We start from the raw sequence: 22,473 nt of genomic DNA on the forward strand, positions 1-22,473 counted from the left end.
CAGGGCTGATGCGTCATAACGCAGGCGCGCGCGGGCCTCAACGGCAATAGATTTCGCCTTTCGTCGCACGAGCCGGGTTTGTAAGGTCGCCCGGAGCACGCCAGAAGGGAACAGCCTTGTCCACAGTCACGCCAATGATGGCGCAATATCTCGAAATCAAAGAGGCCCATGCCGACGCCCTGCTGTTCTACCGCATGGGCGATTTCTACGAGATGTTTTTTGAGGATGCGGTGAATGCCGCCGAGGCGCTGGACATCGCCCTGACCAAGCGTGGCAAGCACAATGGCTCGGACATTCCCATGTGCGGCGTTCCTGTTCACGCCGCCGAAGGCTATTTGCTGACCCTGATCCGAAAAGGGTTTCGCGTCGCCGTGTGTGAACAGATGGAAAGCCCGGCTGAGGCGAAGAAAAGAGGCTCTAAATCAGTGGTTCGGCGAGATGTCGTCCGTCTGGTGACGCCCGGCACACTCACCGAAGACGCCCTGCTGGAAGCCCGCCGTCACAACTTTCTGGCCACCTACTCGCCAGTTCGGGACGAGGCCGCACTGGCCTGGGCCGATATCTCGACGGGTGCGTTTCACGTCATGCCACTGACCGGCGCGCGGCTCAGCCCGGAACTCGCGCGGCTGGCCCCGTCCGAACTGATCGTGGCCGATGGATCTGAGCAGGACCTGCAGGAAGCGGCGCGCGATCTGGGTATCTCACTGACCCCAATAGCCCGCGCCAGTTTCGACAGCACCGCGGCGGAAAAACGTATCTGCGCGCTATTCAACGTGGGCGCACTGGACGCCTTCGGCGCGTTCACCCGCGCCGAGGTTTCGGCGATGGGCGCACTGATCGACTATCTGGAGATCACACAAAAGGGCAAACTGCCCCTGCTGCAAACGCCTTTGAAGGAATCCGAAGACCGCGTGGTGCAGATCGACGCCGCCACGCGCCGCAACCTGGAACTGACGCGATCCTTGTCGGGTGGACGTGCAGGCTCACTTCTGTCCGTGGTGGATCGGACCGTGACGCCGGGCGGTGCGCGGCTGCTGGAACAACGCCTGTCCAGCCCATCGCGCAATCTGGACGTGATCCACGCTCGGCTGGACGCGGTCAGTTTCGCGGTTGAGGACGGCCTGATCGCATCGGATCTACGCGAAGCCTTGCGCAAAACCCCTGATCTGGACCGCGCCCTGTCGCGCCTGTCTCTGGAACGCGGCGGCCCCCGCGATCTGGCCGCCATCCGCAACGGGCTGGCGCAAGCTGCAATCATTGCCGAGTTGTGCGACACTCATGACTTGCCGGGATTGCTGGCAACCGCAGTTAAGAACCTTGTCGGCTTTGATGACCTACTGACCCTGCTAGACGAAGCGCTTGTGGCGGAACCACCTCTGCTAGCACGCGACGGAGGATTCATCGCGCCCGGCTTCGACGCCGAACTGGACGAAGCCCGCACCCTGCGTGACGAAGGCCGATCTGTCATCGCCGGGTTCCAGCAGAAATACGCAGAGCACACCGGCATCACCTCGTTGAAAATCAAGCACAACAACGTGCTGGGGTATTTCATCGAAACCACGGCGACGCATGCGGAGAAGATGCTGAACCCGCCATTCTCGGAAACCTATATACACCGCCAGACCACCGCCAACCAAGTGCGGTTCACCACCGTCGAATTGTCCGAGATCGAAACCCGCATTCTAAACGCGGGAAATCTGGCTCTGGACATTGAAAAAAGACTCTATCAAAGACTTTCTGGCGAAATACTGACCCAAGCCGCCCGTTTGAACCAGGCCGCCCGAGGGCTGGCCGAACTGGATCTGACCACTGCATTGGCCGATCTGGCACGCGGCGAAAACTGGTGCCGCCCTCAAGTCAACACCTCCCGCGCCTTCGACATCCAAGCGGGTCGTCATCCCGTGGTCGAACACGCCCTGCGCCAACAAAGCGGCGACGCGTTCATCGCCAATGATTGTGAGCTGAGCGCCGAAGACGGAGCCGCCATCTGGCTGCTGACCGGTCCCAACATGGCTGGTAAATCCACTTTCCTGCGCCAAAATGCGCTGATTGCTCTGCTGGCCCAAATGGGCAGCTACGTTCCGGCAGAACAGGCCCATATCGGCGTCATCAGCCAGCTTTTCAGTCGGGTCGGAGCCTCTGACGACCTTGCCAGAGGCCGCTCAACCTTCATGGTTGAAATGGTCGAAACCGCCGCTATCCTCAACCAAGCGGACGACCGCGCGCTGGTGATCCTGGATGAAATCGGCCGCGGCACCGCCACCTATGACGGTCTCTCCATCGCCTGGGCCACGCTGGAGCACCTGCACGCAGCCAACCAATGCCGTGCTCTGTTCGCCACGCACTACCACGAACTCACCGCCTTGGCCGGAAAACTCGAAGGCGTCGACAACGCCACCGTCGCCGTCAAAGAATGGGAAGGTGAGGTCATTTTCCTGCACGAAGTCCACAAAGGTGCCGCCGACCGATCCTACGGCGTTCAGGTCGCGCAACTTGCCGGCCTACCCACAGCGGTGGTCGACCGCGCCCGCACCGTCCTTGAACAACTGGAAAAAACCGAACGTGAAGGCGGCAAGCAAAAAGCTCTGATCGACGACTTGCCCCTGTTCTCAGCCGCGCCACCACCTCCACCCACGCCCAAGGCCTCGCCCGTCACGGATATGTTGAACGACATCCTCCCCGACGAACTCAGCCCCCGCGAAGCGCTCGACCTGATCTACAAACTGAAAGAGGCGGCCAAACCCTGACCGCCTCTTCATCTTTTCAAAAATACTCTCGCCGAAGGCTTGACCTCGCAGAGGCCAATCAACTCGCAGGCGTGGACGACACCCCAACCTGCGCCGGACGCAGCAACCGGTCGTGCAGCATGAACCCTTCCGCAGAGACCTGAATAATATCCCCTGCGCGTGTCCCCGGCACCGGTGCCTCAAACATCGCCTCATGCACATTCGGATCGAACCGATCGCCAACTTCGGGCGTAATCACCTCAATCCCATGCTTCTGGAACACGTCTTTCAGCGCCCGCATGGTCAACTCGACACCTTCCAGCAGACCAGCAGCAACCTCTTTCTGCTCATCGGTTGCGGCCTCAAGCGCGCGTTTCATGTTGTCGTAAACCGGCAGCATATCGCGCGCCAGCTTCGACCCGCCATATTGTTCCGCATCCCGACGCGCCTTGTCGCCGCGCTTACGTGCGTTCTCGGCATCCGCCAGCGCGCGCATGAATTTGTCTTTGTAATCATCACGCTCAGCGCGCAGTTGATCGACTTCAAGCGCCTCTTCGCTGATCTCAGCAAAATCTTCGGCAAATTCTTCCGCCTCGGCGGACATGATGTCGTCCAGAAAATCTTCGTTCTTGGGCTCTGCCATCTCTTACCCTCTAGCTCCGGTCGGATATCAACTTGCCGACCAGTTGCGCCGTATAATCCACGATCGGCACGATCCGTCCATAGTTCAAACGCGTGGGTCCAATGACCCCGACCGCACCGATTATCTTTCGATCAGCGTTCATATATGGAGACACCACCAAAGAGGAACCCGAAAGTGAGAAAAGTTTGTTCTCAGAGCCGATAAAAATGCGCACACCCTCGCCATCTTCGGTCAATTCCAGGAATTCCGCGATATCACGTTTACGTTCCAGATCATCAAACAGCGTCCGGATTCGGTCCAGCTCTTCGGCCTGACCCGGATCGCCCAGCAGATTCGCCCGCCCGCGCACGATCAAGCGCTCCGAGTCGCTACCACTGCCCTCCCAGGCTGCGATTCCGCTTTCCACCATCTCGCGGGCCAGATTGTCGATTTCCTGTTTTCGCGCATCAATCTGCGACAACATCTGACGCCGTACCTCGCTCAGCGTCTGCCCCTCGATCAGTGCGTTCAGAAAATTCGCAGCCTCCCGCATCGAACTGGGGGTCTGTCCGGGCGGGGGTGTGAACAGCCGGTTTTCCACGTGCCCGTCCGAAAACACCAAAACCACCAAAGCCCGGTCATGGCCCAACGAGACAAACTCGATATGCTTGATCTCGGCCTCATGTTTGGGCGTCAAAACCAGCGACGCCCCTTGCGTCACATGCGACAAGGCCGACCCCACACGGTCTAGCATTCCACCAACATCGCCTGCGTTAGAGCCTAATGTCTCATCAAGCTTCTGCCGATCAGCTGCGCCCAGATCGCCAACCTCCAGCAATCCATCCACGAACATCCGCAACCCCTGCTGGGTCGGAATCCGTCCGGCGCTGACATGCGGACTGTCCAGAAGACCCAGAAATTCCAGATCCTGCATCACATTGCGCACCGTGGCTGCACTGACTTTTTCCGACAGCGTGCGTGTCAATGTGCGGCTGCCGACGGGCTCACCGCTTTCAAGATAGCTTTCAACGATCAGCCGGAACACCTCGCGCGACCGGTCGTTCATCTCATTCAGAATTTTGCTCGCTTCGCTCATCAGCGGCCCCCTGCTGGATTGTCATTAAATCGCAGGCAAATGAAAGGTCAATCGGGGTTGCATCGTAACGCTGCAGGGCGGTATCCCAAACCCAACAGATAAAGGAATGCCCATGCGACCCTCAGGACGTAATCTAGACGAAATGCGCGCTGTTTCCATCGAGACAGGCTTCACCAAACATGCCGAAGGGTCCTGCCTGATCAAGATGGGCGACACCCATGTGCTGTGTACCGCCACGATCGAAGACCGCGTGCCGCCCTTCATCAAGGGTTCGGGCTTGGGTTGGGTCACTGCCGAATACGGCATGCTGCCCCGCGCAACCAACACGCGGATGCGGCGCGAGGCTGCCAGCGGCAAACAAGGTGGTCGTACCGTGGAGATCCAACGCCTGATCGGTCGTGCCCTGCGCGCGGGCGTGGATCGGGTTGCCTTGGGCGAGCGTCAGATCACCGTCGATTGCGATGTCATTCAGGCCGACGGCGGCACCCGCTGCGCGTCGATCACCGGTGGTTGGGTCGCGCTGCGTCTGGCGGTGAACAAACTTATGAAAGCCGGTGATGTAATCAGCGATCCGCTGGTTGATCCGGTGGCGGCTGTGTCTTGCGGCATCTACGCGGGTCAGCCCGTGCTGGACCTCGACTACCCAGAAGACAGCGAGGCCGGTGTTGATGGCAACTTCATCATGACCGGCTCGGGCAAGCTGATCGAAGTACAGATGAGCGCCGAAGGCTCGGTCTTCAGCCGTGCGCAGATGGATCAACTGATGGACCTGGCTGAGAAAGGCGTTAGCGAACTGGCCGCCGCACAGAAAGCGGCCACCGCATGACCCGCAAGTTTGAGGGCGACCGGCTGCTGGTCGCCACCCACAACAAGGGCAAACTGGAAGAGGTCGCGCACCTGCTGGAACCCTTCGGCGTGACCGTCGTTGGCGCAGATGAGATGAACCTGCCCGAGCCTGAGGAAACCGAGGATACCTTTGTCGGCAATGCCCGGATCAAGGCCCATGCTGCAGCCAAGGCGACCGGCCTGCCTGCCCTGTCGGACGATTCCGGGATCACCATCGACGCGCTGGACGGCGCACCCGGCGTCTATACCGCCGACTGGGCCGAAACCGGCAATGGCCGTGATTTCCTGATGGCGATGACCCGCGCGCATGATGCGCTAGAGGCGAAGAACGCCCCCCATCCCCGCACCGCGCAATTCCGTTGCACGCTGGTTCTGGCCTGGCCCGACGGCCATGACGAAGTGTTCGAGGGTGTGGCCCCAGGTCATCTGACATGGCCGATCCGTGGCAAAGATGGTTTCGGCTATGACCCAATGTTTGTCCCCGATGGCCACGACATTACCTTTGCCGAGATGGACCGCTGGGAAAAGAACAAGATCAGCCATCGCGGCCGCGCGGTGGAGATGTTCGTGAAAGGCTGCTTTGGCGGATGATTGGCGCAACGGAGGCTTTGGCCTGTATGTGCATTGGCCCTTTTGCGAGGCCAAGTGCCCCTATTGCGATTTCAACAGCCATGTTTCCCGTAATATTAATCAAAAACAATGGCTTGAAGCGTATCTGAGTGAGCTGCGCCGCTCTGCGACCGAAACACCTGACCGGGTGCTGAACACGATCTTTTTCGGCGGTGGCACCCCCTCGTTGATGGACCCGGAAACCATTGCTGCCGCGATTGACGAAGCGCGCGCACTCTGGCGTCCCGCCAACGATATGGAAATTACGCTCGAAGCAAACCCTGGTTCGGTCGAGGCCGGGCGCTTCGCCGCCTATCGTGATGCGGGTGTGAACCGTATTTCGATGGGCGTTCAGGCACTGAACGATGATGACCTGCGCCGATTGGGCCGTATCCACACCGTCGCCGAGGCCCGCGCCGCCTTTGACATCGCGCGGACCTGCTTCGATCGCGTCAGCTTTGATCTGATCTATGCCCGCCAGCACCAGACGCTGGAGGATTGGCGGGCTGAGCTGACCGAAGCGCTGTCGATGGCCGTCGATCACCTGTCGCTCTACCAACTGACCATCGAAGAGGGCACCGCCTTTGGCGACCGCTATGCGGTGGGCAAACTGCGCGGCCTGCCCGAAGACGATCACGCCGCCGATATGTATCTGGCCACGCAAGAGATCTGCGAAGCACACGGCCTGCCCGCCTATGAGGTCTCGAACCACGCCCGCCCCGGCACGGAATCGCAGCATAATCTGATCTATTGGCGCTACGGCGACTATGTCGGTATTGGCCCCGGCGCGCATGGGCGGATCACCCTGAACGAACGCAAATTCGCAACCGAGACCTTTCTGTCACCGGCCAAATGGCTGTCAGCAGCCGAGGCCGGACGGGGTGAGAGCATGCGGACCGAACTCAGCCCGCAAGATCAGGCTTTTGAATACCTTATGATGTGTCTCCGGCTATCGGAAGGACTAGATATTGACAGGTATCAGAAACTGGCAGGCTGTGTACTGCCTGAAGATCGCCTTGCTGCGCTGGCCGATCTGGGGATGGTTGCGGTTGATGAAAACCGGCTCCGCGCAACCCCTGACGGACGTGCGGTGCTGAACGCCGTGATCCGGGATCTGTTGGAGTAGATGATGCAGTATCTCTGGGCCGGTCTGGGTTTGCTCTGCGTTGCACTTGCGATGATCGGCATCGCCCTGCCGCTGCTGCCGACTGTCCCGTTTCTACTGCTCGCCGCGTTCTTCTTTGCCCGCTCATCTTCGCGGCTGCATGATTGGTTGCTTGGGCACCGAACCTTCGGGCCCCTGATCATGGATTGGCAAAGCTCGGGCGCAATTCGTCCCGCTGCAAAAAGGGCGGCCACCCTATCGATCGCCGCCGTGTTTGGCCTGTCTGTTGTGATATCGGTGCCCGTCTACGTGCTGATCATCCAGGCCATAACCCTGGGCGGCGTATTGACCTTTATCTGGACCCGCCCTAACGGCTGAGCTTGGCGCAAAGATCGTCAAGCTGATCCAGATTCTCATAAGTCAACACAACCTGCCCCGTCTCAGAACCGGCCTTGTGGTTGATTGTCACCTTCATCGCCAGAATGGCCGAAAGGTCCTTTTCAAGTGCACGGGTGTCGGCGTCCTTCCCAGCATTCAGGTTTCTGGACCGCGGGGCGGGCGCGTCCGGGCCTGCCTGCTGTTTCTTGACCAACGCCTCGGTCGCACGCACCGACAGCCCGGATCGCACCACCTGTTTTGCCAGGTCCGAGGGGTTTTCAGCGGTGATCAACGCGCGGGCATGACCCGCTGACAGTTTGCCTTCGATCACCAGCGTCTGTACATCCATCGGCAACGACAGCAGACGCAGCAGGTTGGCAATGTGGCTGCGGCTTTTACCCAAAGCCTCGGCCAGTTTTTCCTGCGTATGGCCAAAACGATCCATCAGTTGTTTGAACCCGGCCGCCTCTTCCACCGCATTCAGATCTGCGCGCTGAATATTCTCGATGATCGCAACCTCAAGCACTTCGGTATCATCGAATTCACGAACAATCACTGGAATTTCATGTAGTTGCGCCATTTGGGCCGCACGCCAGCGACGTTCGCCCGCGACGATTTCATACTGCCCACCCGCGATACTGCGGACGATCAAAGGCTGAATGATTCCCTTTTCCTTGACCGACGCCGCAAGCTCATCCAACTGCTCTTGCGCAAATCGTCGGCGCGGCTGATCCGGGTTTGCCTGCAGCTTTTCAATCGGAACCTTCAGGTCCGGGCGGCGCGGCTCGGCTGTGATCCGGCCATCCGCTTCGGGGGTCACATCGGCCATCAAGGCCGACAAACCACGGCCCAGCCCTCGGGATTTGCTTTTCTTGACGCTCATAGTTGCCCTCCTCGCGGTCGTTTAGGCAGCGACCTTGTTGTTCTTGTGCATGATCTCTCGGGCCAGATGCCGATAAGCCATGGCACCGAGAGACCCGGAATCATATTGCAGCACAGGCAGCGCATATGATGGCGCTTCGCTCACCCTTACATTCCGGGGTATCTTGGTTTTAAATACCATCTCGCCCAAATTGTCACGTGCATCCTTTTCAACCTGACGGGACAAGTTGTTGCGGTTGTCATACATGGTCAACACAACACCTTCGATTCTGAGGTCCGGATTCGCGGTCTGACGAACCTCTCGAATGGTCAGCATGAGCTGCGACAGACCTTCAAGGGCAAAGAATTCGCTTTGCAACGGCACAAGCACCGAATGCGCCGCAACCATAGCGTTAACGGTCAGCAAGTTCAGCGATGGCGGGCAGTCGATCAGCACGAAATCCAGATCAAAAGCATCAATCGCAGTCTGGCGCAGCGCATCATGCAGCAGGTAGCTGCGTTTTTCGTTCGAAATCAGCTCAATATCCGCTGAGCTAAGGTCGACGGTCGCCGGGACCACGTAAAGATTGTCAATCTCGGTCTCCTGCACCACGGCCTCTAGGGGTGCGTCGTCCAGAATAAGATCATATGTGGTCCAGTCTCGATCCTCGACACCCAAACCTGTCGACGCATTCCCTTGCGGATCTAGATCCACGACAAGGACCTTACAACCTGCCTCTGCCAGTCCTGCAGCAAGGTTAATCGCCGTCGTTGTCTTTCCCACCCCGCCCTTTTGGTTGGCGACCGCGATAATCCGGGGGCCGTCCGGGCGAGACAGATCAATCACGAGTGACTCCTTTGATCTTCAGGATAACAGCTTGAGGTTCGGTTAAACTTGTAATCGGCGTGGCGTCGAAACTCCATTCCTTGCGCGCATCTTCCAGTTCTTTTTTCCAGCTTGCGCCCTTTGGCAACAGAGCAGTGCCACGGGGGCTTAAATGTCGATCACAAAAGGACAAGAGGCTGCGCAGGTCCGCGAGCGCCCGAGCGGAGAGCACGTCGGCAGACAACGGTTCCACACTTTCGATTCGCTTTGAAATGACCTTGCAATTGGCTTCGCATTCACGTGCCACATTGCGCAAAAACGCCGATTTCCGCTGGTCACTCTCGACCAATGTGAACCGCGTATTCGGAGCATTCTCAATCGCCATGATCGCGCAAACCATGCCGGGGAAGCCCCCTCCGCTTCCCAGATCGACCCAATGAGTCGCTGCGTCAGCGCTTCGGAAAACCTGGACAGAATCTTGAATGTGCCGAATCCAGATATCCTTAAGGCTGTTCTTCGAGACCAGATTGATCCTGGGATTCCAGCGCTCTACCAGATCAACATATTTACGCAACCGATCCAATGTTTCACGTGAAACATCCAAGTCACCTGGGACCGCGCTCTGCGCCAGACTCATGCCTTGCGCACTTTCATGTCGCGCCGGAGCTTGGCCAGTACCAAGGTCAAAGCGGCTGGCGTGACCCCTTCTACGCGCCCCGCCTGAGCAATATTGGCTGGTTTCGCCTGAGAAAGTTTCTGCTTCATCTCGGCCGACAGACCATCAAGCGCGAAGTAGTCAAAACCATTTGGAATTACATGGGATTCATCCCGCTTCATGGCTTCGACATCGCGCTGCTGTCGCAGAATATAGTTTGCGTATAACGCATCCCTCTCAATCTGACGGCGCGTCTCGATGTCGGTATCGCTCAGCGTTGGTTCAAGGTTGAATAGATCTTCGAAAGAAACATCTGGAAACGCCAAAACGGCCATTCCATCCCGCCGGTTTCCATCCTGATTGACATGTATGCCTGAGGCTTTGATTTCCTTCGGTGTGTAGGTTCGATCAGTCAGTTTAGATTTCACCGCATTTAACTTATCCACTTTCTTCGAGAAAGCAGCACGACGCGGTTCTCCTACGCACCCCAACTCTATGCCAAGCGGTGTCAGACGTTGATCCGCGTTGTCGGCACGTAAAGAAAGGCGGAATTCGGCACGAGACGTAAACATGCGATAAGGCTCGGCGACTCCGCGTGTTGTGAGATCATCGATCATCACCCCGATATAACTATCCGAACGGGTAAATTGCACCGGTGGCAAGCCTCGCACCTCTCTGGCTGCGTTCAGGCCAGCGACCAAACCCTGCGCGGCGGCCTCTTCATATCCGGTGGTGCCATTTATTTGACCCGCAAGATATAACCCCGGAGCCTCCGGAAGAGACAAAGAAGCGTTCAATGCCCTTGGGTCCACATAGTCATATTCTATTGCGTAACCCGGTTGCAGTATTTCAGCGTGCTCAAGACCTTTGATCGATCTTACATAGTCAACCTGCACATCCTGCGGAAGCGATGTCGAGATGCCATTGGGATACACGGTGTGGTCTTGAATGCCCTCTGGCTCAAGGAATATCTGATGCGAGTCCTTGTCAGCGAATCTCACGATTTTGTCTTCGATCGATGGGCAATAGCGTGGGCCGACGCCATCTATGCGGCCACCATACATAGCCGATTTTGAGAGATTTCGTTGAATGATGTCATGTGTTTGAGCGTTCGTGTGCGTGATACCACACGCAATTTGAGGCGCGACCGTCGCGCGGGACAAAAACGAGAACAGGGACGGCTCCTCATCGCCATCTTGCCGTTCGAGGCAATCCCAGTTGATCGTTCGTCCATCCAGCCGCGGTGGCGTACCGGTTTTGAGACGCGCCATCGGAAGCGAAAACCCATCCAAACGTTGCGCAAGTCTGACGGACGGTCGGTCACCCATCCGCCCCCCAGGTTTGGAGACATCGCCAATATGAATCACACCGCGCAGAAACGTACCCGAGGTCAGGATCGTTGTTGTTGACACGATCTCTGAGCCATCCGCCAGGACAACACCGGTGATGCGATCTCCGTCCATTCGGAAATCAGTCACCTCACCTGTGACAATTGTCAGATTCTGTTGCTTCTGCGTCTCCCGGACCATTGCAGCGCGATACAAGGACCGATCAGCCTGCGCCCGCGGTCCTTGAACTGCTGGGCCCTTGCGACGATTCAGCAAACGAAACTGGATACCAGCCTGGTCTGCCACTCGCCCCATTACTCCATCCAGGGCGTCAATCTCTCTGACAAGGTGACCCTTGCCAAGCCCTCCGATCGCGGGATTACAGGACATTACGCCAAGGTCTTTATCGGAAAGCGTTACCAAAGCAACAGACGCACCCATTCGGGCCGCTGCATGGGCGGCTTCGGCGCCTGCGTGACCTGCACCTATGACGACAACATCAAAATCTGGATGTTTCACGTGAAACACTCCTTACTTACCCAGACAGAAGCTGGCGAAAATCTCGTCCAGAAGTGTCTCAACATCTATTCTGCCTACCAGAGATTCAAGCGCACGGATGGCGGTGCGCAGCTCTTCTGCCGCTATATCATACATATCGGGGCCTGATTCCAGAACCTCCTGTGCGGCTGTCAGTGCCTCACTTGCCCGCAGCATAGCGACCCGGTGCCTTTCTCGTGTTGCGATACCATAGCTAGTAGTTCGACCACTAAGCTCACGCGATATCTTGTCAATTAACTGATCAATACCCTGACCCGTTTTGCCTGAAATTCCAGACGAGGGTTCTTGGCGAAGGTCAGATTTCGGCAGAACATGAATATCACCGGCTTGCATGGCTATGCCCAAGGCCTTCGGCGTATCGGTTAGAAATACACGCAGGTCGGCCGTTTCAGCTCGGTGACGTGCCAATTCAATGCCAAGGTTTTCGACGTGATCCTCGGTTTCCCGCAAACCGGCCGTATCCAGCAGAGTGACCGGCAGGCCAGCCAGATCCATCCGCACTTCTATCACGTCACGCGTGGTGCCCGCGTATTCGGATGTAATCGCCGCCTCGCGACCAGCAAGCGCATTCAACAGTGTGGACTTTCCAGCGTTCGGAAGGCCGACAATCGCCACCTCAAAGCCAGACCGTATGCGTTCAGCGATCTGAACACCGCTGGCTTCACGCGTCAGATCGTTTTTCACACCAGAGATCAGCGTGCGAACCTCAGGTGTAACATCGGTCGGAACTTCCTCGTCCGCGAAATCAATCACGGCCTCAAGCAAAGACGCGGCTCGGATCAGATCACGCCGCCAACCTTCAGCTAGTGTTCCCAACGCCCCAGCCAGTATGGTCTGCGCCTGTTTGCGTTGTGCTTCGGTTTCGGCATCGATCAGATCGGCAAGACCTTCGACTTGCGCCAGATCCATCTTGCCATTCTCCAGCGCACGACGCGTGAACTCTCCGGGCTCGGCCAGACGCAGGTCTTCCATGTCCGACAGGCAACGCAAAACTGCATTGACCGAGGCGGTGCTGCCGTGGATTTGCAACTCGGCCACATCCTCGCCCGTAAAGCTGGCGGGGGCCTGAAAACTCAGCACAAGACCATCATCCAGCCGAGCACCATCAGGCGTGCGGAGCGTGCGCAGATGCATCCCACGCGGCGGAAGGCCACCCCCTGCCAGTGCGTTCGCCGTCTTGTGGGCTTGTGGCCCAGAAAGACGGATGACCGCGACGCCCGCTTTGCCCTGGGCGCTGGCCAGGGCGAATATCGTATCCATGGATAGCCCCCGCGACAGTGCCGGTTCGGCCTCAGGTGTTCATCGAATCGAAGAACTCGCCGTTGGTTTTGGTCTGTTTCAACTTGGACAACAGGAACTCGATCGCGTCAGTCGTGCCCATCGGGTTGAGGATACGGCGCAGAACGAAAGTCTTGGCCAGATCGCCCTTGTCGACCAGCAGGTCCTCTTTCCGGGTGCCGGACTTGAGGATGTCGATGGCCGGGAACACGCGCTTGTCTGCGATCTTACGATCCAGAACAATCTCCGAGTTGCCAGTGCCTTTGAATTCCTCAAAAATCACCTCGTCCATCCGGCTGCCGGTATCGATCAGCGCGGTGGCGATGATGGTCAGCGAGCCACCCTCTTCAATGTTCCGCGCCGCACCAAAGAACCGCTTGGGCCGTTGCAGCGCATTCGCATCCACACCACCGGTCAGAACCTTACCCGAGGATGGGACAACGGTGTTAAACGCCCTACCAAGTCTTGTGATCGAATCGAGAAGAATAACAACATCTCGTTTGTGTTCGACCAAACGCTTAGCTTTTTCGATCACCATCTCCGACACGGCCACATGGCGCGTTGCCGGTTCGTCGAAGGTCGAGGACACAACCTCACCCTTCACCGAACGCTGCATGTCGGTCACCTCTTCTGGGCGTTCGTCGATCAGCAGGACGATCAGGTAGCATTCGGGGTGGTTCTGTTCGATCGAATGCGCGATGTTCTGCAGGATCACGGTTTTACCGGTCCGCGGCGGCGCCACGATCAGCGACCGCTGTCCTTTACCGATGGGCGAGACCAGGTCGATCACACGGGCCGACTTGTCCTTGATGGTCGGGTCCTCGATCTCCATCTTCAGACGTTCATCCGGGTACAGAGGCGTCAGGTTGTCGAACAGGATTTTATGCTTGGCCTTTTCGGGGTCTTCAAAGTTGATCTTGGTGACCTTGGTCAACGCAAAATAACGCTCATTGTCATCCGGCGCTTTGATCTCACCTTCAACCGTGTCTCCGGTACGCAACGAATGCAGGCGGATCATGTCGGGCGAGACATAGATGTCATCCGGACCCGGCAGATAGTTCGCCTCAGGCGAGCGCAGAAAGCCGAAGCCATCCTGCAGAACCTCAAGTACGCCATCGCCGCCGACGGTCCAGCCCTCATCCGCGCGTTCGCGCAGGATCTGGAACATCATCTCGCCCTTCCGCATGGTCGAGGCGTTTTCGATCTCCAGCTCTTCGGCCATCGCCAGAAGGTCTTTGGGGCTTTTGGCTTTCAGATCGGCCAGATTCAGGGATTCAGTTGTCATGATAGATACCTTCACCGCTTGAGTTCGCGGCACGGATTGAAATTTCAGCACGGAAGATACGCCGCCCGGACGGGCGTGTTGAACTCTACATATGTGTCCCGACGGGCGGAGTCAAATGGCGCCTCAGAACTTCACAACGACGGCCAGAACGATGGCAACCATCAAAAGGGTCGGAACCTCGTTCATCATGCGGTATTGCCGCCCAGTGAGCGTATTTCGCCCTTCAAGGAAATCCTTGCGCCGCGCCATCAGCCAATGATGGAACCAGGTCATGGCAATCACCGCCGCACCTTTGATCCAGGGCCAGCTCCAGTCCCAGCCGACAATACCCGGTGTGAAGACCATAATCAGGCCGCAACCCCATGATACGATCATCGCAGGACGCATGATAACGCGCAGCAGCTTTTCTTCCATTTCAAAGAAAATCTGTTCTGCGCCGTCGACGACTTGTGCCTTTTCGACGTGATAGACAAATAGTCTGGGCAAATAGAACAGACCGGCCATCCACGAAATCACGGCCATGATATGCAGTGACTTCACCCACGGGTATATCGTGAAAAGAAGATCGGTCATCGCCGGCTCCGAGCGTTGTTCGGGATCCTCCCTAATAAAAAAATAAGAAAAGAAAAAGGATGATGGTTTTGTAGGGAGCGTAAAATCCGTGGATTACTTTTTTGCCCATGGGTTTTCCCCAGGTGGATGGAATTCCAAAGGCCGGCAATGATTCTGTTGGTGAAAGATATAAATCTATATTTATCAAATACTTGAGTTCTATTAACGTCATCGCGTATGGGGATAACTCTCAGGGTAAATCAGGATATTCCAGTTATCCTGTGTGCCCCAGTTATCCTTACCCAGATTGGATGGCGTTCGAACGACTCGGGGAAGTTTCGCGCCAAAATCCCGGGCTTGCGTGTCAACCGGAAAACCATACAAACCATTCAGGAACACTCAACGATTTACACAGGGGGTTTTCCACATGTCTGTCCCCATACTGCTGGCCTCGGGGTCGTCCATTCGGGCGCAAATGCTGCGCAACGCCGGGGTCCCTTTCGATGTGCAGACCGCGCGCGTGGATGAAGAAACCGCCAAGAGGGCGCTGTCGGCCGAGGGAGCGGCACCGCGCGATATCGCCGATACGCTGGCCGAGATGAAGGCGCGCAAGGTCAGCGACAAGAACCCCGGCGCGATGGTGCTGGGCTGTGATCAGGTGCTGGATTTCGACGGTCAGCTTTTGTCGAAACCGCAAAGCCCCGAGGATGCGCTGGCGCAGCTCAAGGCGATGCGGGGCAAGCGGCATATGCTGTTGTCGGCGGCGGTGATCTATCAGGGGTCCGAGCCGATCTGGCGGCATGTCGGGCAGGTCAGATTGCGCATGCGGATGAGCTCGGACGCTTACCTGCGCGACTATATCGACCGGAACTGGGACAGTATTCGCCACGCGGTCGGCGCGTATAAGCTTGAGGAAGAAGGCGTGCGTTTGTTTGCCACCATTGACGGAGACTATTTTAACGTCTTGGGTATGCCTCTGCTTGAGCTGCTGAATTTTCTGGCCATCAAAGGTGTGATTGATCAATGACCAAGACCCGAATTCCTCTGGCCGGGGTGATCGGACACCCTATTGCGCATTCCAAGTCTCCGACCTTGCATGGGCATTGGCTAAAGTCTTATGGGCTGGCCGGGCATTATATTCCGATGGATGTGGCACCGGCGGATCTGGAACAGGTCCTGCGCACGTTGCCAAAGGCGGGTTTTGTCGGGGCCAATATCACCGTACCGCATAAAGAGGCCGCGCTGAGGTTGGCGGATCACGTCTCGGACCGGGCATCAGTGATTGGCGCAGCGAACACGCTGGTGTTCCGCGAGGATGGATCGATCCATGCGGACAACACCGATGGCTATGGCTTCATGCAAAACCTGCGCGGCGGTGCGCCTGATTGGGTTCCGGGTGACGGCCCTGCGGTTGTGTTCGGAGCTGGTGGCGCTGCGCGCGCGGTGCTGCAGGCTTTGGCCGAAGCAGGTGTGCCAGAAATATTGCTGACCAACCGGACGCGCGCCCGTGCGGAACACTTGAAAGAGGAATTCGGCCAGCGGATCACAGTGGTCGACTGGGTACAGGCCGGGAACGTGATCGAAAACGCTGAACTTGTGGTGAACACAACCTCGTTGGGCATGCAGGGCCAGCCGGAACTGCGCGTGCCTTTGGACGGGCTGCAACCGGGCGCAGTTGTCACCGATCTGGTCTACGCGCCGTTAAGAACCCGGCTGCTGCAAACGGCGGAAGAGGCCGGATGCACCACGGTCGATGGCCTCGGTATGTTGCTGCATCAAGCGGTGCCCGGTTTTGAGCGCTGGTTTGGTATTCGTCCCGAGGTGGATGATCACCTACGCGCGGCAGTCCTGGCATGAGTTTCGCGCTGGGTCTGACCGGTTCGATCGGGATGGGCAAAAGCACCACGGCGCAGCTGTTCGCAGTCGAAGGCTGCGCTGTCTGGGATGCGGATGCGGCGGTGCATCGGCTGTATGCGCCCGACGGCGCAGCGGTTGCGCCGATGCGAGAGGTTTTCCCCGACGCAATAATTGAAGGTGCAGTCAGTCGCGACGCGCTGAAGCGGATCATTGCTGCGGACGCCTCGGCACTGAAACGGATTGAGGCGATTGTGCATCCGCTTGTTGCTGCGGATCGGGCGGCCTTTCGGGCCAGTTCTGATGCCGATATTCTGGTTTTTGATATTCCGCTGCTGTTCGAAACCGGAGGTGACGCAGCAATGGATGCTGTCGCATGTGTTTCGATCCCGGCGGACGAACAAAAACGCCGGGTGATGGAACGCGGTACTATGACCGAGGCGCAGTTCGAACAGATCCGCGCCAAGCAGATGCCGAATGACGAGAAATGTGCGCGGTCGGATTTTGTGATCGTGACAGATACGCTGGACCACGCCCGCGCGCAGGTGCAGGATGTGGTCAGGCAGATACGGGCGGGGATCGCAGATGCGTGAGATTGTACTGGACACCGAAACTACGGGCTTTGACCCCGAGACCGGCGACCGCATTGTCGAGATCGGCGCGGTCGAGCTGTGGAACCATGTGGCCACGGGCGAGACTTATCACGTCTACATAAACCCCGAACGCGGGATGCCGGATGAGGCGTTCGGCGTGCATGGCATCGGCCCCGACCTGCTGGAAAACCCGCGCCCGCCGGAAAAGGGCGAGGTGACGCTGAAGGACAAACCTGTCTTTGCCAAAGTCGGTCAGGGGTTTCGGGACTTTGTCGGTGACGCCAAGCTGGTGATCCACAACGCCTCGTTCGATATGAAGTTCCTGAATGCGGAACTCAAATGGATGGGTGCGTCGCTGATCCCAATGGATCAGGCCATCGATACACTGGCCATCGCGCGCAAACGGTTTCCAGGCTCGCCCGCCTCGCTGGATGCGCTCTGTCGGCGGTTTGGTATCGACAACTCGAACCGTGTGCTGCATGGCGCTCTGCTCGACTCGGAAATTCTGGCTGAGGTATATTTGGAACTGATTGGTGGACGGCAGCCGGATTTCGGCTTGTCCACCGCCACTTCGAATGCTGCGGGTGGGGCCGATGCATGGCGGCCCACTGCGCGCCCGACCGCTTTGCCATCCCGGATCACCGAGGATGAACGCGCCGCGCATGAGGAATTTGTCGAAAAACTGGGCGATAACGCCCTGTGGACCCGCGCCTGACCCAAGCCATGGCGCGGGTCAGGATGTTTAGGCGTCGGTCTGCTGCGCCTGTGCCGCGGCCTGACGGCGCGCCAGTTCATTGCGATACAGGGCGACAAAATCAATGTTGTCCAAATTGACCGGCGGATAACCCCCGTCGCGGGTGATGTCGCTGACGATGCGGCGCAGGAACGGGAACAGCATCCGTGGGCATTCGATCATCAGGAACGGGTGCAGCTGATCCTCGGGCACGCCTTCGACGTGGAACAGACCGCAATAGTCAAGCTCGCACAGGAACAGAACGTCCTCCATGCCTTTCGCCTTCGAGGTCAGTTTCAGCTTGATGGAAACCTCAAACTGGTGGTCCGCCGGGCGTTTTTTGGCGTCCAGATTGACCTGAACCGAAATCTCGGGCTGTACATCGCCCGAGACGCCTTTCTGCGCCATCACGTTTTCAAAGGACATGTCGCGAATGAACTGTCCCAGAACACGCATCTGGATTTGCGGGGCGGCCTGAGCCGCGGTGTTTTCTGTGGCGTCTTCGTCGGCCATCGATCTACTCCGAAACTAAAATTCGCCACTGCTTAACAAGTTGGGCCGGGTAGCTCAATGCTGGTGGGGGCCTTCCACCCATTTCGAGGGCTTTGCAGGGTCCTGACGGGGTCGCACCTCGGTAAACTCTCCGTCAATCACATCGTCTTGTTCAAACGGGTTCGCGCCGGATCGGAACTGAGCGCCGGTGCCCATCTGGAAATGGGTGATAGTGGCCTTGGACCTGAGATAGCGGAATACCGCCACGCGGATCCCCGGAACAAGCAGAGCAAAACCAACCGCATCGGTGAAAAACCCCGGAGTCAGCAACAAAACGCCCGACAGCAGGATCATCGCCCCATGGGCCAAAGGTTCAGTCGGATCGTCCAATTCGGCAAAGGACCGCTGCAGATTGGCCAGCGCCATGCGGCCTTGTGTCCGCACCAGAACAGTGCCCAGCACCGCTGTCAGAACCACAATCGCAAGCGTTGGCCACAGGCCGATCAGGCCGCCAACCTGAATGAACAGGGCGATCTCGATGATCGGAACCAATAAAAAAGCCAGGAACAAGTACATTTGCGGTATCCTTTAGCATGTGCCGGGCTGTGGACTTGGCCCCGACAGTCACCTACATAGTGGCAGAGGGCTGCGTATACAAAGCCCGGGTTCTGAAATGAGGACGAAATGAACTCACCCCTGATCCAGCTTCTGGTGCTGGCCGGAATTGCCGTTTTCCTGATCCTGCGTTTGAAAAGCGTTCTGGGGACGCGGGAAGGTTTTGAGAAACCGCCTGTTCAGCAGCAACCTGATACCAATGGTGCGCGTCGCGACTTTGAGGTGATTGAAGGCGGGCCGGATCATGACATCACCGACCATGTGGCGGAAGACAGCGAACAGGCGCAGACCCTGACCGCAATGAAACGGATTGAGCCCAGCTTCTCGGTCAGCGAATTCGTGCAGGGCGCACGCGGCGCATACGAGATGATCGTGATGGGGTTCGAAAAGGGCAATCTGGATGAGATTCAGCCTTTCCTGTCCGAAGAGGTTTTCGACACCTTCGTATCCGTGGTTGCCGATCGCGAAGACAAGGGATTGACCATCGAGGCCGAGTTTATCGGCGTGCGCGAGACCACGCTGGCCGATGCGAAATTCGACAAGGACACCAATGAGGCCGAAATCACCATGCGCTTTGTGGGTGAGCTGACCTCGGTCGTGCGCGATCGCGGTGGCGACATCATCGAAGGCAACCCCAACACCGTGAAACGTCAAAAGGACAGCTGGACCTTTGCCCGTGTGATGGGCTCGGACGATCCGAACTGGCTGCTTGTTGCCACGGACGCATGATTGCCGCGCTTCGGTCGCTTGTTCTGGTGGGCCTCATGACCACCTCGGCCAGCGCCGAGGCGACGCGGTCGATCCTGTCCTTCGATGACCTTGATGGCTGGGCCGCCGATGATCACGGGGCGGCCCTGTCGGTTTTCCTGAACACATGCGGCGATTTGGATGATCCGGACTGGCAGGCGCTGTGCGGCGTGGCGCAGACCTATGAGCCCGACGCCGCGCGGGCCTTTTTTGAATTGTTCTTTCGTCCTGTTCTGGTGGAAGACGGTGACGACGCCCTGTTCACCGGCTATTTCGAGCCCGAACTGGACGGGTCGAAAACGCGCACGGACAAATACCGCTATCCGCTGTATCGCATGCCGCCCGAGGCGCGCGGCGCGGACCAATGGCTCAGCCGTCGCGATCTGCTGACCGGCGATGTGATGTCGGGTCGAGGGCTTGAGATCGCGTGGGTCGATGACCCGGTTGAGCTGTTCTTTCTGCAAATTCAGGGCTCGGGCCGGATACGCCTGCCGGACGGCAGTGCGATGCGGGTCGGCTATGGTGGCGCGAATGGGCACCCCTACCGCTCAATCGGGGCCGAGCTGGTCCGACGTGGTGCGCTGGGCGCCCATCAAGTCAGCGCCCAGATGATCCGCGCCTGGGTGCGCAAAAACCCCGAAGCCGGGGCGGAGCTGCTGTTTCACAACCCATCTTATGTGTTCTTCCGCGAAGTCACGCGCGTTGCGCCCGAGTTTGGACCGCTGGGCGCGATGAACCGTTCGGTCACCGCCATGCGCAGTATTGCCGCTGACCCGGCCTATACGCCGCTGGGCGCGCCGGTCTGGGTTGAGAAGGACGGCAAAAACCCCTTGCGACGCTTGATGATCGCACAGGATACCGGGTCGGCCATCAAGGGCGCGCAGCGGGCCGATATCTTCTTTGGCACCGGCGATGACGCCGGTCAGGCTGCGGGCCGTTTGAAAGACCCCGGCCGGATGGTGCTGCTGCTGCCGATCCAGCGGGCCTATGCCCTGCTGCCGGATGAGTTCTGATGACACGGCGCAAACTGACCTCGGATGAGATCGAGCTGTGGCGCAAGGTCGCCAAACAGGCCGAAAGATTGCACCCCGAACTGCCGCAGACCGTGCACCCGACCACTCTACCCAAGCCGAAGCCGACTAAGACGCCCAAGCCGCGAATTGATGCGTTTGAGCTGGGCCAGACCGCGCCGTCGAAACCTGCGCGGCACAGTCTGAAACCCTCGGTGACCGAAGGGCTGCGCGCCGCGCCCGTGCAGATGGACACCAAAGCTTTTGGCCGCATGAAGCGCGGCAAGCTGAAGCCCGAGGGCAAGCTGGACCTGCACGGGATGCGGATGGCTACGGCTCATCCGGCGCTGATCCGGTTTGTCCTGACCGCGCAGGCGCAGGGAAAGCGGCTGGTGCTGGTGGTCACGGGCAAGGGCAAAGACCGTGATGAACCCGGCCCGATCCCGACGCCGCGCGGTGTGCTGCGAAATCAGGTGCCGCATTGGTTGTCGATTCCGCCGCTGGCGCAGGCGGTGCTGCAGGTTACCCCGGCCCATATCAGCCACGGGGGCGACGGGGCCTATTACGTCTATCTCAGGCGTGTACGCTGAGGGGCTAGGGTGACGTCACCCGGGCCTGCCCGGTTTCGGTCAGAACGATCTCGGTCGCACCGGTTGGATTTCGAACGCTCGCAGGCGCTATGACATCAAATCCGCGTTGCTCGGTTCCGAAAGTGTTACTGACCCGCCGGGCTGACCCGATGATGGCAAGCAAAGCCGGAGAGGTCGCAGCGATGAAGTGCGAAGATTCCGCATCGCTGTTGAACGCTGTCGTGTCGATGATATTGATCTTATACTCGGACAACGCTTCGGCCGAACTGATATTGCCCAGCCGCTCGCCCCTTGTCGTGCCCCGCAAACGCGCCGAAATGTTTAGCAATTTGTCTTTCTGCGAAACCATCACGATGAACGGATCCGGTGGTGTTTTGATGGTATCCATTTGCGAGCGGAACAGGTCGATATCCAGATCGGGTGCAATCAGAATAACGCCCTCAAGATTGCGGTTTGACCAACCGGGTTCGCGCAATTCGGCCTGTCGCATCATTTCCATTGTCAAAGCGGTGCCCATCGAATGTGCGACCAGAAGAACGCGCCGAACCCCCATGGATTTCAGTTGGCGAATGGTCTGCTCTAACCCGTCGCGGGCAAACAACATGCTGTCCAGATCATAGGCGTAGCCATAGCCCGTTGCCTGGCTGGGCCAGGAATAGACCATCGTGGCGCCGGGAATTTCAAGGTCGTGGCGCAGCTGCGCGGCACGAAAGGCGGTTTCCGATTGTGTCGTGTTGTAGCCATGGACAAAGATTGACACCTCATCCACGCCGCGCAGTCTGGATTTCAGGTCCGTGGGACCCTGCAGTTCTTCCACCCCGGCCATGACGAACTGCTTGTTGGGGTTGGGGTTGGCATATGAAAAATCCAGTGTTCCCGGCGTATGGCTTGGCGGGATCGAGACGGTCATCTCAAGGAACTGCAACTTGTCAGCCCGCCGAAACCCGTAAGAGCCATCGGGCTCGCGTGCGCGGGTTGTCGTGGCATAGATGGTTTCCGGCGTGCCGACGTTCAGCGCTGAAGGCACGACTTCCGAAATGGTGCGATCAACACATGCGGTCAGAGTCACCGCGACGGATGCAATCAAGATGTAACGAAGCACAAGGCGGCCCTC

The 22,473-nt window shown here is 58.3% G+C and carries 24 protein-coding genes; 12 read left to right on the plus strand and 12 right to left on the minus strand.

Annotation, left to right across the window (positions count from 1 at the left end):
* The first annotated feature begins 134 nt into the window (after positions 1–134).
* Positions 135–2,747: a DNA mismatch repair protein MutS gene (mutS, locus tag ACR0KM_RS13550; protein ID WP_480859269.1), complete on the plus strand. Its 2,613-nt coding sequence runs from the start codon at positions 135–137 to the stop codon at positions 2,745–2,747.
* Positions 2,748–2,805: 58 nt separating this feature from the next.
* On the opposite strand, the gene ACR0KM_RS13555 is transcribed toward mutS, so the two are convergent.
* The gene (locus ACR0KM_RS13555) at positions 2,806–3,369 is read right to left on the minus strand and encodes a nucleotide exchange factor GrpE (RefSeq protein WP_480823828.1); all 564 of its coding nucleotides are present in this window, start codon (positions 3,367–3,369) and stop codon (positions 2,806–2,808) included.
* Between the two features lie 10 nt (positions 3,370–3,379).
* Positions 3,380–4,444, minus strand: a complete 1,065-nt coding sequence (gene hrcA, locus ACR0KM_RS13560) for a heat-inducible transcriptional repressor HrcA (protein WP_480823826.1) — start codon at positions 4,442–4,444, stop codon at positions 3,380–3,382.
* Positions 4,445–4,556: 112 nt separating this feature from the next.
* Here hrcA and rph point away from each other — a divergent pair, with 112 nt between their 5' ends.
* The 4 genes from rph to ACR0KM_RS13580 are packed head-to-tail and all read left to right on the plus strand — an operon-like array spanning position 4,557 to position 7,382.
* Positions 4,557–5,270, plus strand: coding sequence for a ribonuclease PH (gene rph, locus ACR0KM_RS13565; protein WP_180885575.1), 714 nt, complete (start codon positions 4,557–4,559; stop codon positions 5,268–5,270).
* Positions 5,267–5,881 carry an RdgB/HAM1 family non-canonical purine NTP pyrophosphatase gene (gene rdgB / locus ACR0KM_RS13570; protein WP_480859037.1) on the plus strand — a complete coding sequence of 205 codons (615 nt, stop codon included), beginning with the start codon at positions 5,267–5,269 and terminating at the stop codon, positions 5,879–5,881. Before rph ends, rdgB begins: the two co-directional genes overlap by 4 nt.
* Positions 5,871–7,025 (plus strand): radical SAM family heme chaperone HemW, encoded by a 1,155-nt coding sequence (gene hemW / locus ACR0KM_RS13575; RefSeq protein WP_480859035.1) that lies wholly within the window; start codon positions 5,871–5,873, stop codon positions 7,023–7,025. Before rdgB ends, hemW begins: the two co-directional genes overlap by 11 nt.
* A gap of 3 nt (positions 7,026–7,028) precedes the next feature.
* The gene (locus ACR0KM_RS13580; RefSeq protein WP_480823820.1) at positions 7,029–7,382 is read left to right on the plus strand and encodes a YbaN family protein; all 354 of its coding nucleotides are present in this window, start codon (positions 7,029–7,031) and stop codon (positions 7,380–7,382) included.
* Here ACR0KM_RS13580 and ACR0KM_RS13585 read toward each other — a convergent pair.
* From ACR0KM_RS13585 to ACR0KM_RS13615, 7 genes are all read right to left on the minus strand, one after another.
* On the minus strand, positions 7,372–8,265 hold the full coding sequence (locus ACR0KM_RS13585) for a ParB/RepB/Spo0J family partition protein (RefSeq protein ID WP_480859032.1): 894 nt from the start codon (positions 8,263–8,265) through the stop codon (positions 7,372–7,374). The two genes, ACR0KM_RS13580 and ACR0KM_RS13585, sit on opposite strands and share 11 nt — an antisense overlap.
* Before the next feature lie 21 nt (positions 8,266–8,286).
* Positions 8,287–9,090, minus strand: a complete 804-nt coding sequence (locus tag ACR0KM_RS13590) for a ParA family protein (protein ID WP_480823816.1) — start codon at positions 9,088–9,090, stop codon at positions 8,287–8,289.
* On the minus strand, positions 9,083–9,706 hold the full coding sequence (gene rsmG, locus ACR0KM_RS13595; RefSeq protein ID WP_480859031.1) for a 16S rRNA (guanine(527)-N(7))-methyltransferase RsmG: 624 nt from the start codon (positions 9,704–9,706) through the stop codon (positions 9,083–9,085). Before rsmG ends, ACR0KM_RS13590 begins: the two co-directional genes overlap by 8 nt.
* Positions 9,703–11,571: a tRNA uridine-5-carboxymethylaminomethyl(34) synthesis enzyme MnmG gene (gene mnmG / locus ACR0KM_RS13600; RefSeq protein WP_480859029.1), complete on the minus strand. Its 1,869-nt coding sequence runs from the start codon at positions 11,569–11,571 to the stop codon at positions 9,703–9,705. Before mnmG ends, rsmG begins: the two co-directional genes overlap by 4 nt.
* A 12-nt stretch (positions 11,572–11,583) precedes the next feature.
* On the minus strand, positions 11,584–12,870 hold the full coding sequence (gene mnmE, locus ACR0KM_RS13605; RefSeq protein WP_480859027.1) for a tRNA uridine-5-carboxymethylaminomethyl(34) synthesis GTPase MnmE: 1,287 nt from the start codon (positions 12,868–12,870) through the stop codon (positions 11,584–11,586).
* A 31-nt stretch (positions 12,871–12,901) separates the two neighbouring features.
* The gene (gene rho / locus ACR0KM_RS13610) at positions 12,902–14,173 is read right to left on the minus strand and encodes a transcription termination factor Rho (RefSeq protein ID WP_170656900.1); all 1,272 of its coding nucleotides are present in this window, start codon (positions 14,171–14,173) and stop codon (positions 12,902–12,904) included.
* 123 nt (positions 14,174–14,296) lie between these two features.
* The gene (locus ACR0KM_RS13615; RefSeq protein WP_480859025.1) at positions 14,297–14,746 is read right to left on the minus strand and encodes a CopD family protein; all 450 of its coding nucleotides are present in this window, start codon (positions 14,744–14,746) and stop codon (positions 14,297–14,299) included.
* A 406-nt stretch (positions 14,747–15,152) separates the two neighbouring features.
* Here ACR0KM_RS13615 and ACR0KM_RS13620 point away from each other — a divergent pair, with 406 nt between their 5' ends.
* Genes ACR0KM_RS13620 through dnaQ form a run of 4 tightly spaced genes read left to right on the plus strand, consistent with a single transcriptional unit; the run spans position 15,153 to position 17,887 of the window.
* Positions 15,153–15,752 (plus strand): Maf family protein, encoded by a 600-nt coding sequence (locus ACR0KM_RS13620; protein ID WP_480859022.1) that lies wholly within the window; start codon positions 15,153–15,155, stop codon positions 15,750–15,752.
* Positions 15,749–16,582, plus strand: a complete 834-nt coding sequence (locus ACR0KM_RS13625) for a shikimate dehydrogenase (protein WP_480823803.1) — start codon at positions 15,749–15,751, stop codon at positions 16,580–16,582. The genes ACR0KM_RS13620 and ACR0KM_RS13625 overlap by 4 nt, the downstream gene beginning before the upstream one ends.
* A complete protein-coding gene (gene coaE / locus ACR0KM_RS13630; protein WP_480859019.1) occupies positions 16,579–17,172 on the plus strand; it encodes a dephospho-CoA kinase in 594 nt (197 codons plus the stop codon). Before ACR0KM_RS13625 ends, coaE begins: the two co-directional genes overlap by 4 nt.
* Entirely contained in the window at positions 17,165–17,887 is a 723-nt protein-coding gene (gene dnaQ, locus ACR0KM_RS13635; RefSeq protein ID WP_480823799.1) for a DNA polymerase III subunit epsilon, read from the plus strand. The genes coaE and dnaQ overlap by 8 nt, the downstream gene beginning before the upstream one ends.
* Positions 17,888–17,914: 27 nt before the next feature.
* Here the strand turns inward: dnaQ and secB are convergent, their stop codons facing one another.
* Positions 17,915–18,418: a protein-export chaperone SecB gene (secB, locus tag ACR0KM_RS13640; RefSeq protein ID WP_480823797.1), complete on the minus strand. Its 504-nt coding sequence runs from the start codon at positions 18,416–18,418 to the stop codon at positions 17,915–17,917.
* 54 nt (positions 18,419–18,472) lie between these two features.
* Complete coding sequence (locus ACR0KM_RS13645; RefSeq protein ID WP_480859018.1) at positions 18,473–18,973, minus strand: FxsA family protein; 501 nt, start codon at positions 18,971–18,973, stop codon at positions 18,473–18,475.
* Positions 18,974–19,081: 108 nt separating this feature from the next.
* Between ACR0KM_RS13645 and ACR0KM_RS13650 the strand changes: the two genes are divergently transcribed.
* The 3 genes from ACR0KM_RS13650 to ACR0KM_RS13660 are packed head-to-tail and all read left to right on the plus strand — an operon-like array spanning position 19,082 to position 21,359.
* Positions 19,082–19,741 (plus strand): Tim44/TimA family putative adaptor protein, encoded by a 660-nt coding sequence (locus tag ACR0KM_RS13650; RefSeq protein WP_480823793.1) that lies wholly within the window; start codon positions 19,082–19,084, stop codon positions 19,739–19,741.
* On the plus strand, positions 19,738–20,772 hold the full coding sequence (gene mltA, locus ACR0KM_RS13655) for a murein transglycosylase A (protein ID WP_480859016.1): 1,035 nt from the start codon (positions 19,738–19,740) through the stop codon (positions 20,770–20,772). Before ACR0KM_RS13650 ends, mltA begins: the two co-directional genes overlap by 4 nt.
* A complete protein-coding gene (locus ACR0KM_RS13660; RefSeq protein WP_480859015.1) occupies positions 20,772–21,359 on the plus strand; it encodes a Smr/MutS family protein in 588 nt (195 codons plus the stop codon). The genes mltA and ACR0KM_RS13660 overlap by 1 nt, the downstream gene beginning before the upstream one ends.
* 4 nt (positions 21,360–21,363) lie before the next feature.
* On the opposite strand, the gene ACR0KM_RS13665 is transcribed toward ACR0KM_RS13660, so the two are convergent.
* Positions 21,364–22,461: an alpha/beta hydrolase gene (locus tag ACR0KM_RS13665; protein ID WP_480859013.1), complete on the minus strand. Its 1,098-nt coding sequence runs from the start codon at positions 22,459–22,461 to the stop codon at positions 21,364–21,366.
* Positions 22,462–22,473: the final 12 nt, after the last annotated feature.

The sequence above is a fragment of the Ruegeria sp. G10 genome (assembly GCF_056533645.1).

Bases quoted from the DNA above. Each gene is read 5' to 3' on its own strand.
- mutS (WP_480859269.1), top strand. From the start codon at position 135: ATGATGGCGCAATATCTCGAAATCAAAGAGGCCCATGCCGACGCCCTG.
- rsmG (WP_480859031.1), bottom strand. From the start codon at position 9,706: ATGAGTCTGGCGCAGAGCGCGGTCCCAGGTGACTTGGATGTTTCACGT.
- rho (WP_170656900.1), bottom strand. From the start codon at position 14,173: ATGACAACTGAATCCCTGAATCTGGCCGATCTGAAAGCCAAAAGCCCC.
- ACR0KM_RS13580 (WP_480823820.1), top strand. From the start codon at position 7,029: ATGCAGTATCTCTGGGCCGGTCTGGGTTTGCTCTGCGTTGCACTTGCG.
- mltA (WP_480859016.1), top strand. From the start codon at position 19,738: ATGATTGCCGCGCTTCGGTCGCTTGTTCTGGTGGGCCTCATGACCACC.
- ACR0KM_RS13645 (WP_480859018.1), bottom strand. From the start codon at position 18,973: ATGTACTTGTTCCTGGCTTTTTTATTGGTTCCGATCATCGAGATCGCC.
- mnmE (WP_480859027.1), bottom strand. From the start codon at position 12,870: ATGGATACGATATTCGCCCTGGCCAGCGCCCAGGGCAAAGCGGGCGTC.
- rph (WP_180885575.1), top strand. From the start codon at position 4,557: ATGCGACCCTCAGGACGTAATCTAGACGAAATGCGCGCTGTTTCCATC.
- ACR0KM_RS13615 (WP_480859025.1), bottom strand. From the start codon at position 14,746: ATGACCGATCTTCTTTTCACGATATACCCGTGGGTGAAGTCACTGCAT.
- coaE (WP_480859019.1), top strand. From the start codon at position 16,579: ATGAGTTTCGCGCTGGGTCTGACCGGTTCGATCGGGATGGGCAAAAGC.
- hrcA (WP_480823826.1), bottom strand. From the start codon at position 4,444: ATGAGCGAAGCGAGCAAAATTCTGAATGAGATGAACGACCGGTCGCGC.
- dnaQ (WP_480823799.1), top strand. From the start codon at position 17,165: ATGCGTGAGATTGTACTGGACACCGAAACTACGGGCTTTGACCCCGAG.
- rdgB (WP_480859037.1), top strand. From the start codon at position 5,267: ATGACCCGCAAGTTTGAGGGCGACCGGCTGCTGGTCGCCACCCACAAC.
- secB (WP_480823797.1), bottom strand. From the start codon at position 18,418: ATGGCCGACGAAGACGCCACAGAAAACACCGCGGCTCAGGCCGCCCCG.
- ACR0KM_RS13620 (WP_480859022.1), top strand. From the start codon at position 15,153: ATGTCTGTCCCCATACTGCTGGCCTCGGGGTCGTCCATTCGGGCGCAA.
- ACR0KM_RS13660 (WP_480859015.1), top strand. From the start codon at position 20,772: ATGACACGGCGCAAACTGACCTCGGATGAGATCGAGCTGTGGCGCAAG.
- ACR0KM_RS13625 (WP_480823803.1), top strand. From the start codon at position 15,749: ATGACCAAGACCCGAATTCCTCTGGCCGGGGTGATCGGACACCCTATT.
- ACR0KM_RS13650 (WP_480823793.1), top strand. From the start codon at position 19,082: ATGAACTCACCCCTGATCCAGCTTCTGGTGCTGGCCGGAATTGCCGTT.
- ACR0KM_RS13555 (WP_480823828.1), bottom strand. From the start codon at position 3,369: ATGGCAGAGCCCAAGAACGAAGATTTTCTGGACGACATCATGTCCGCC.
- ACR0KM_RS13585 (WP_480859032.1), bottom strand. From the start codon at position 8,265: ATGAGCGTCAAGAAAAGCAAATCCCGAGGGCTGGGCCGTGGTTTGTCG.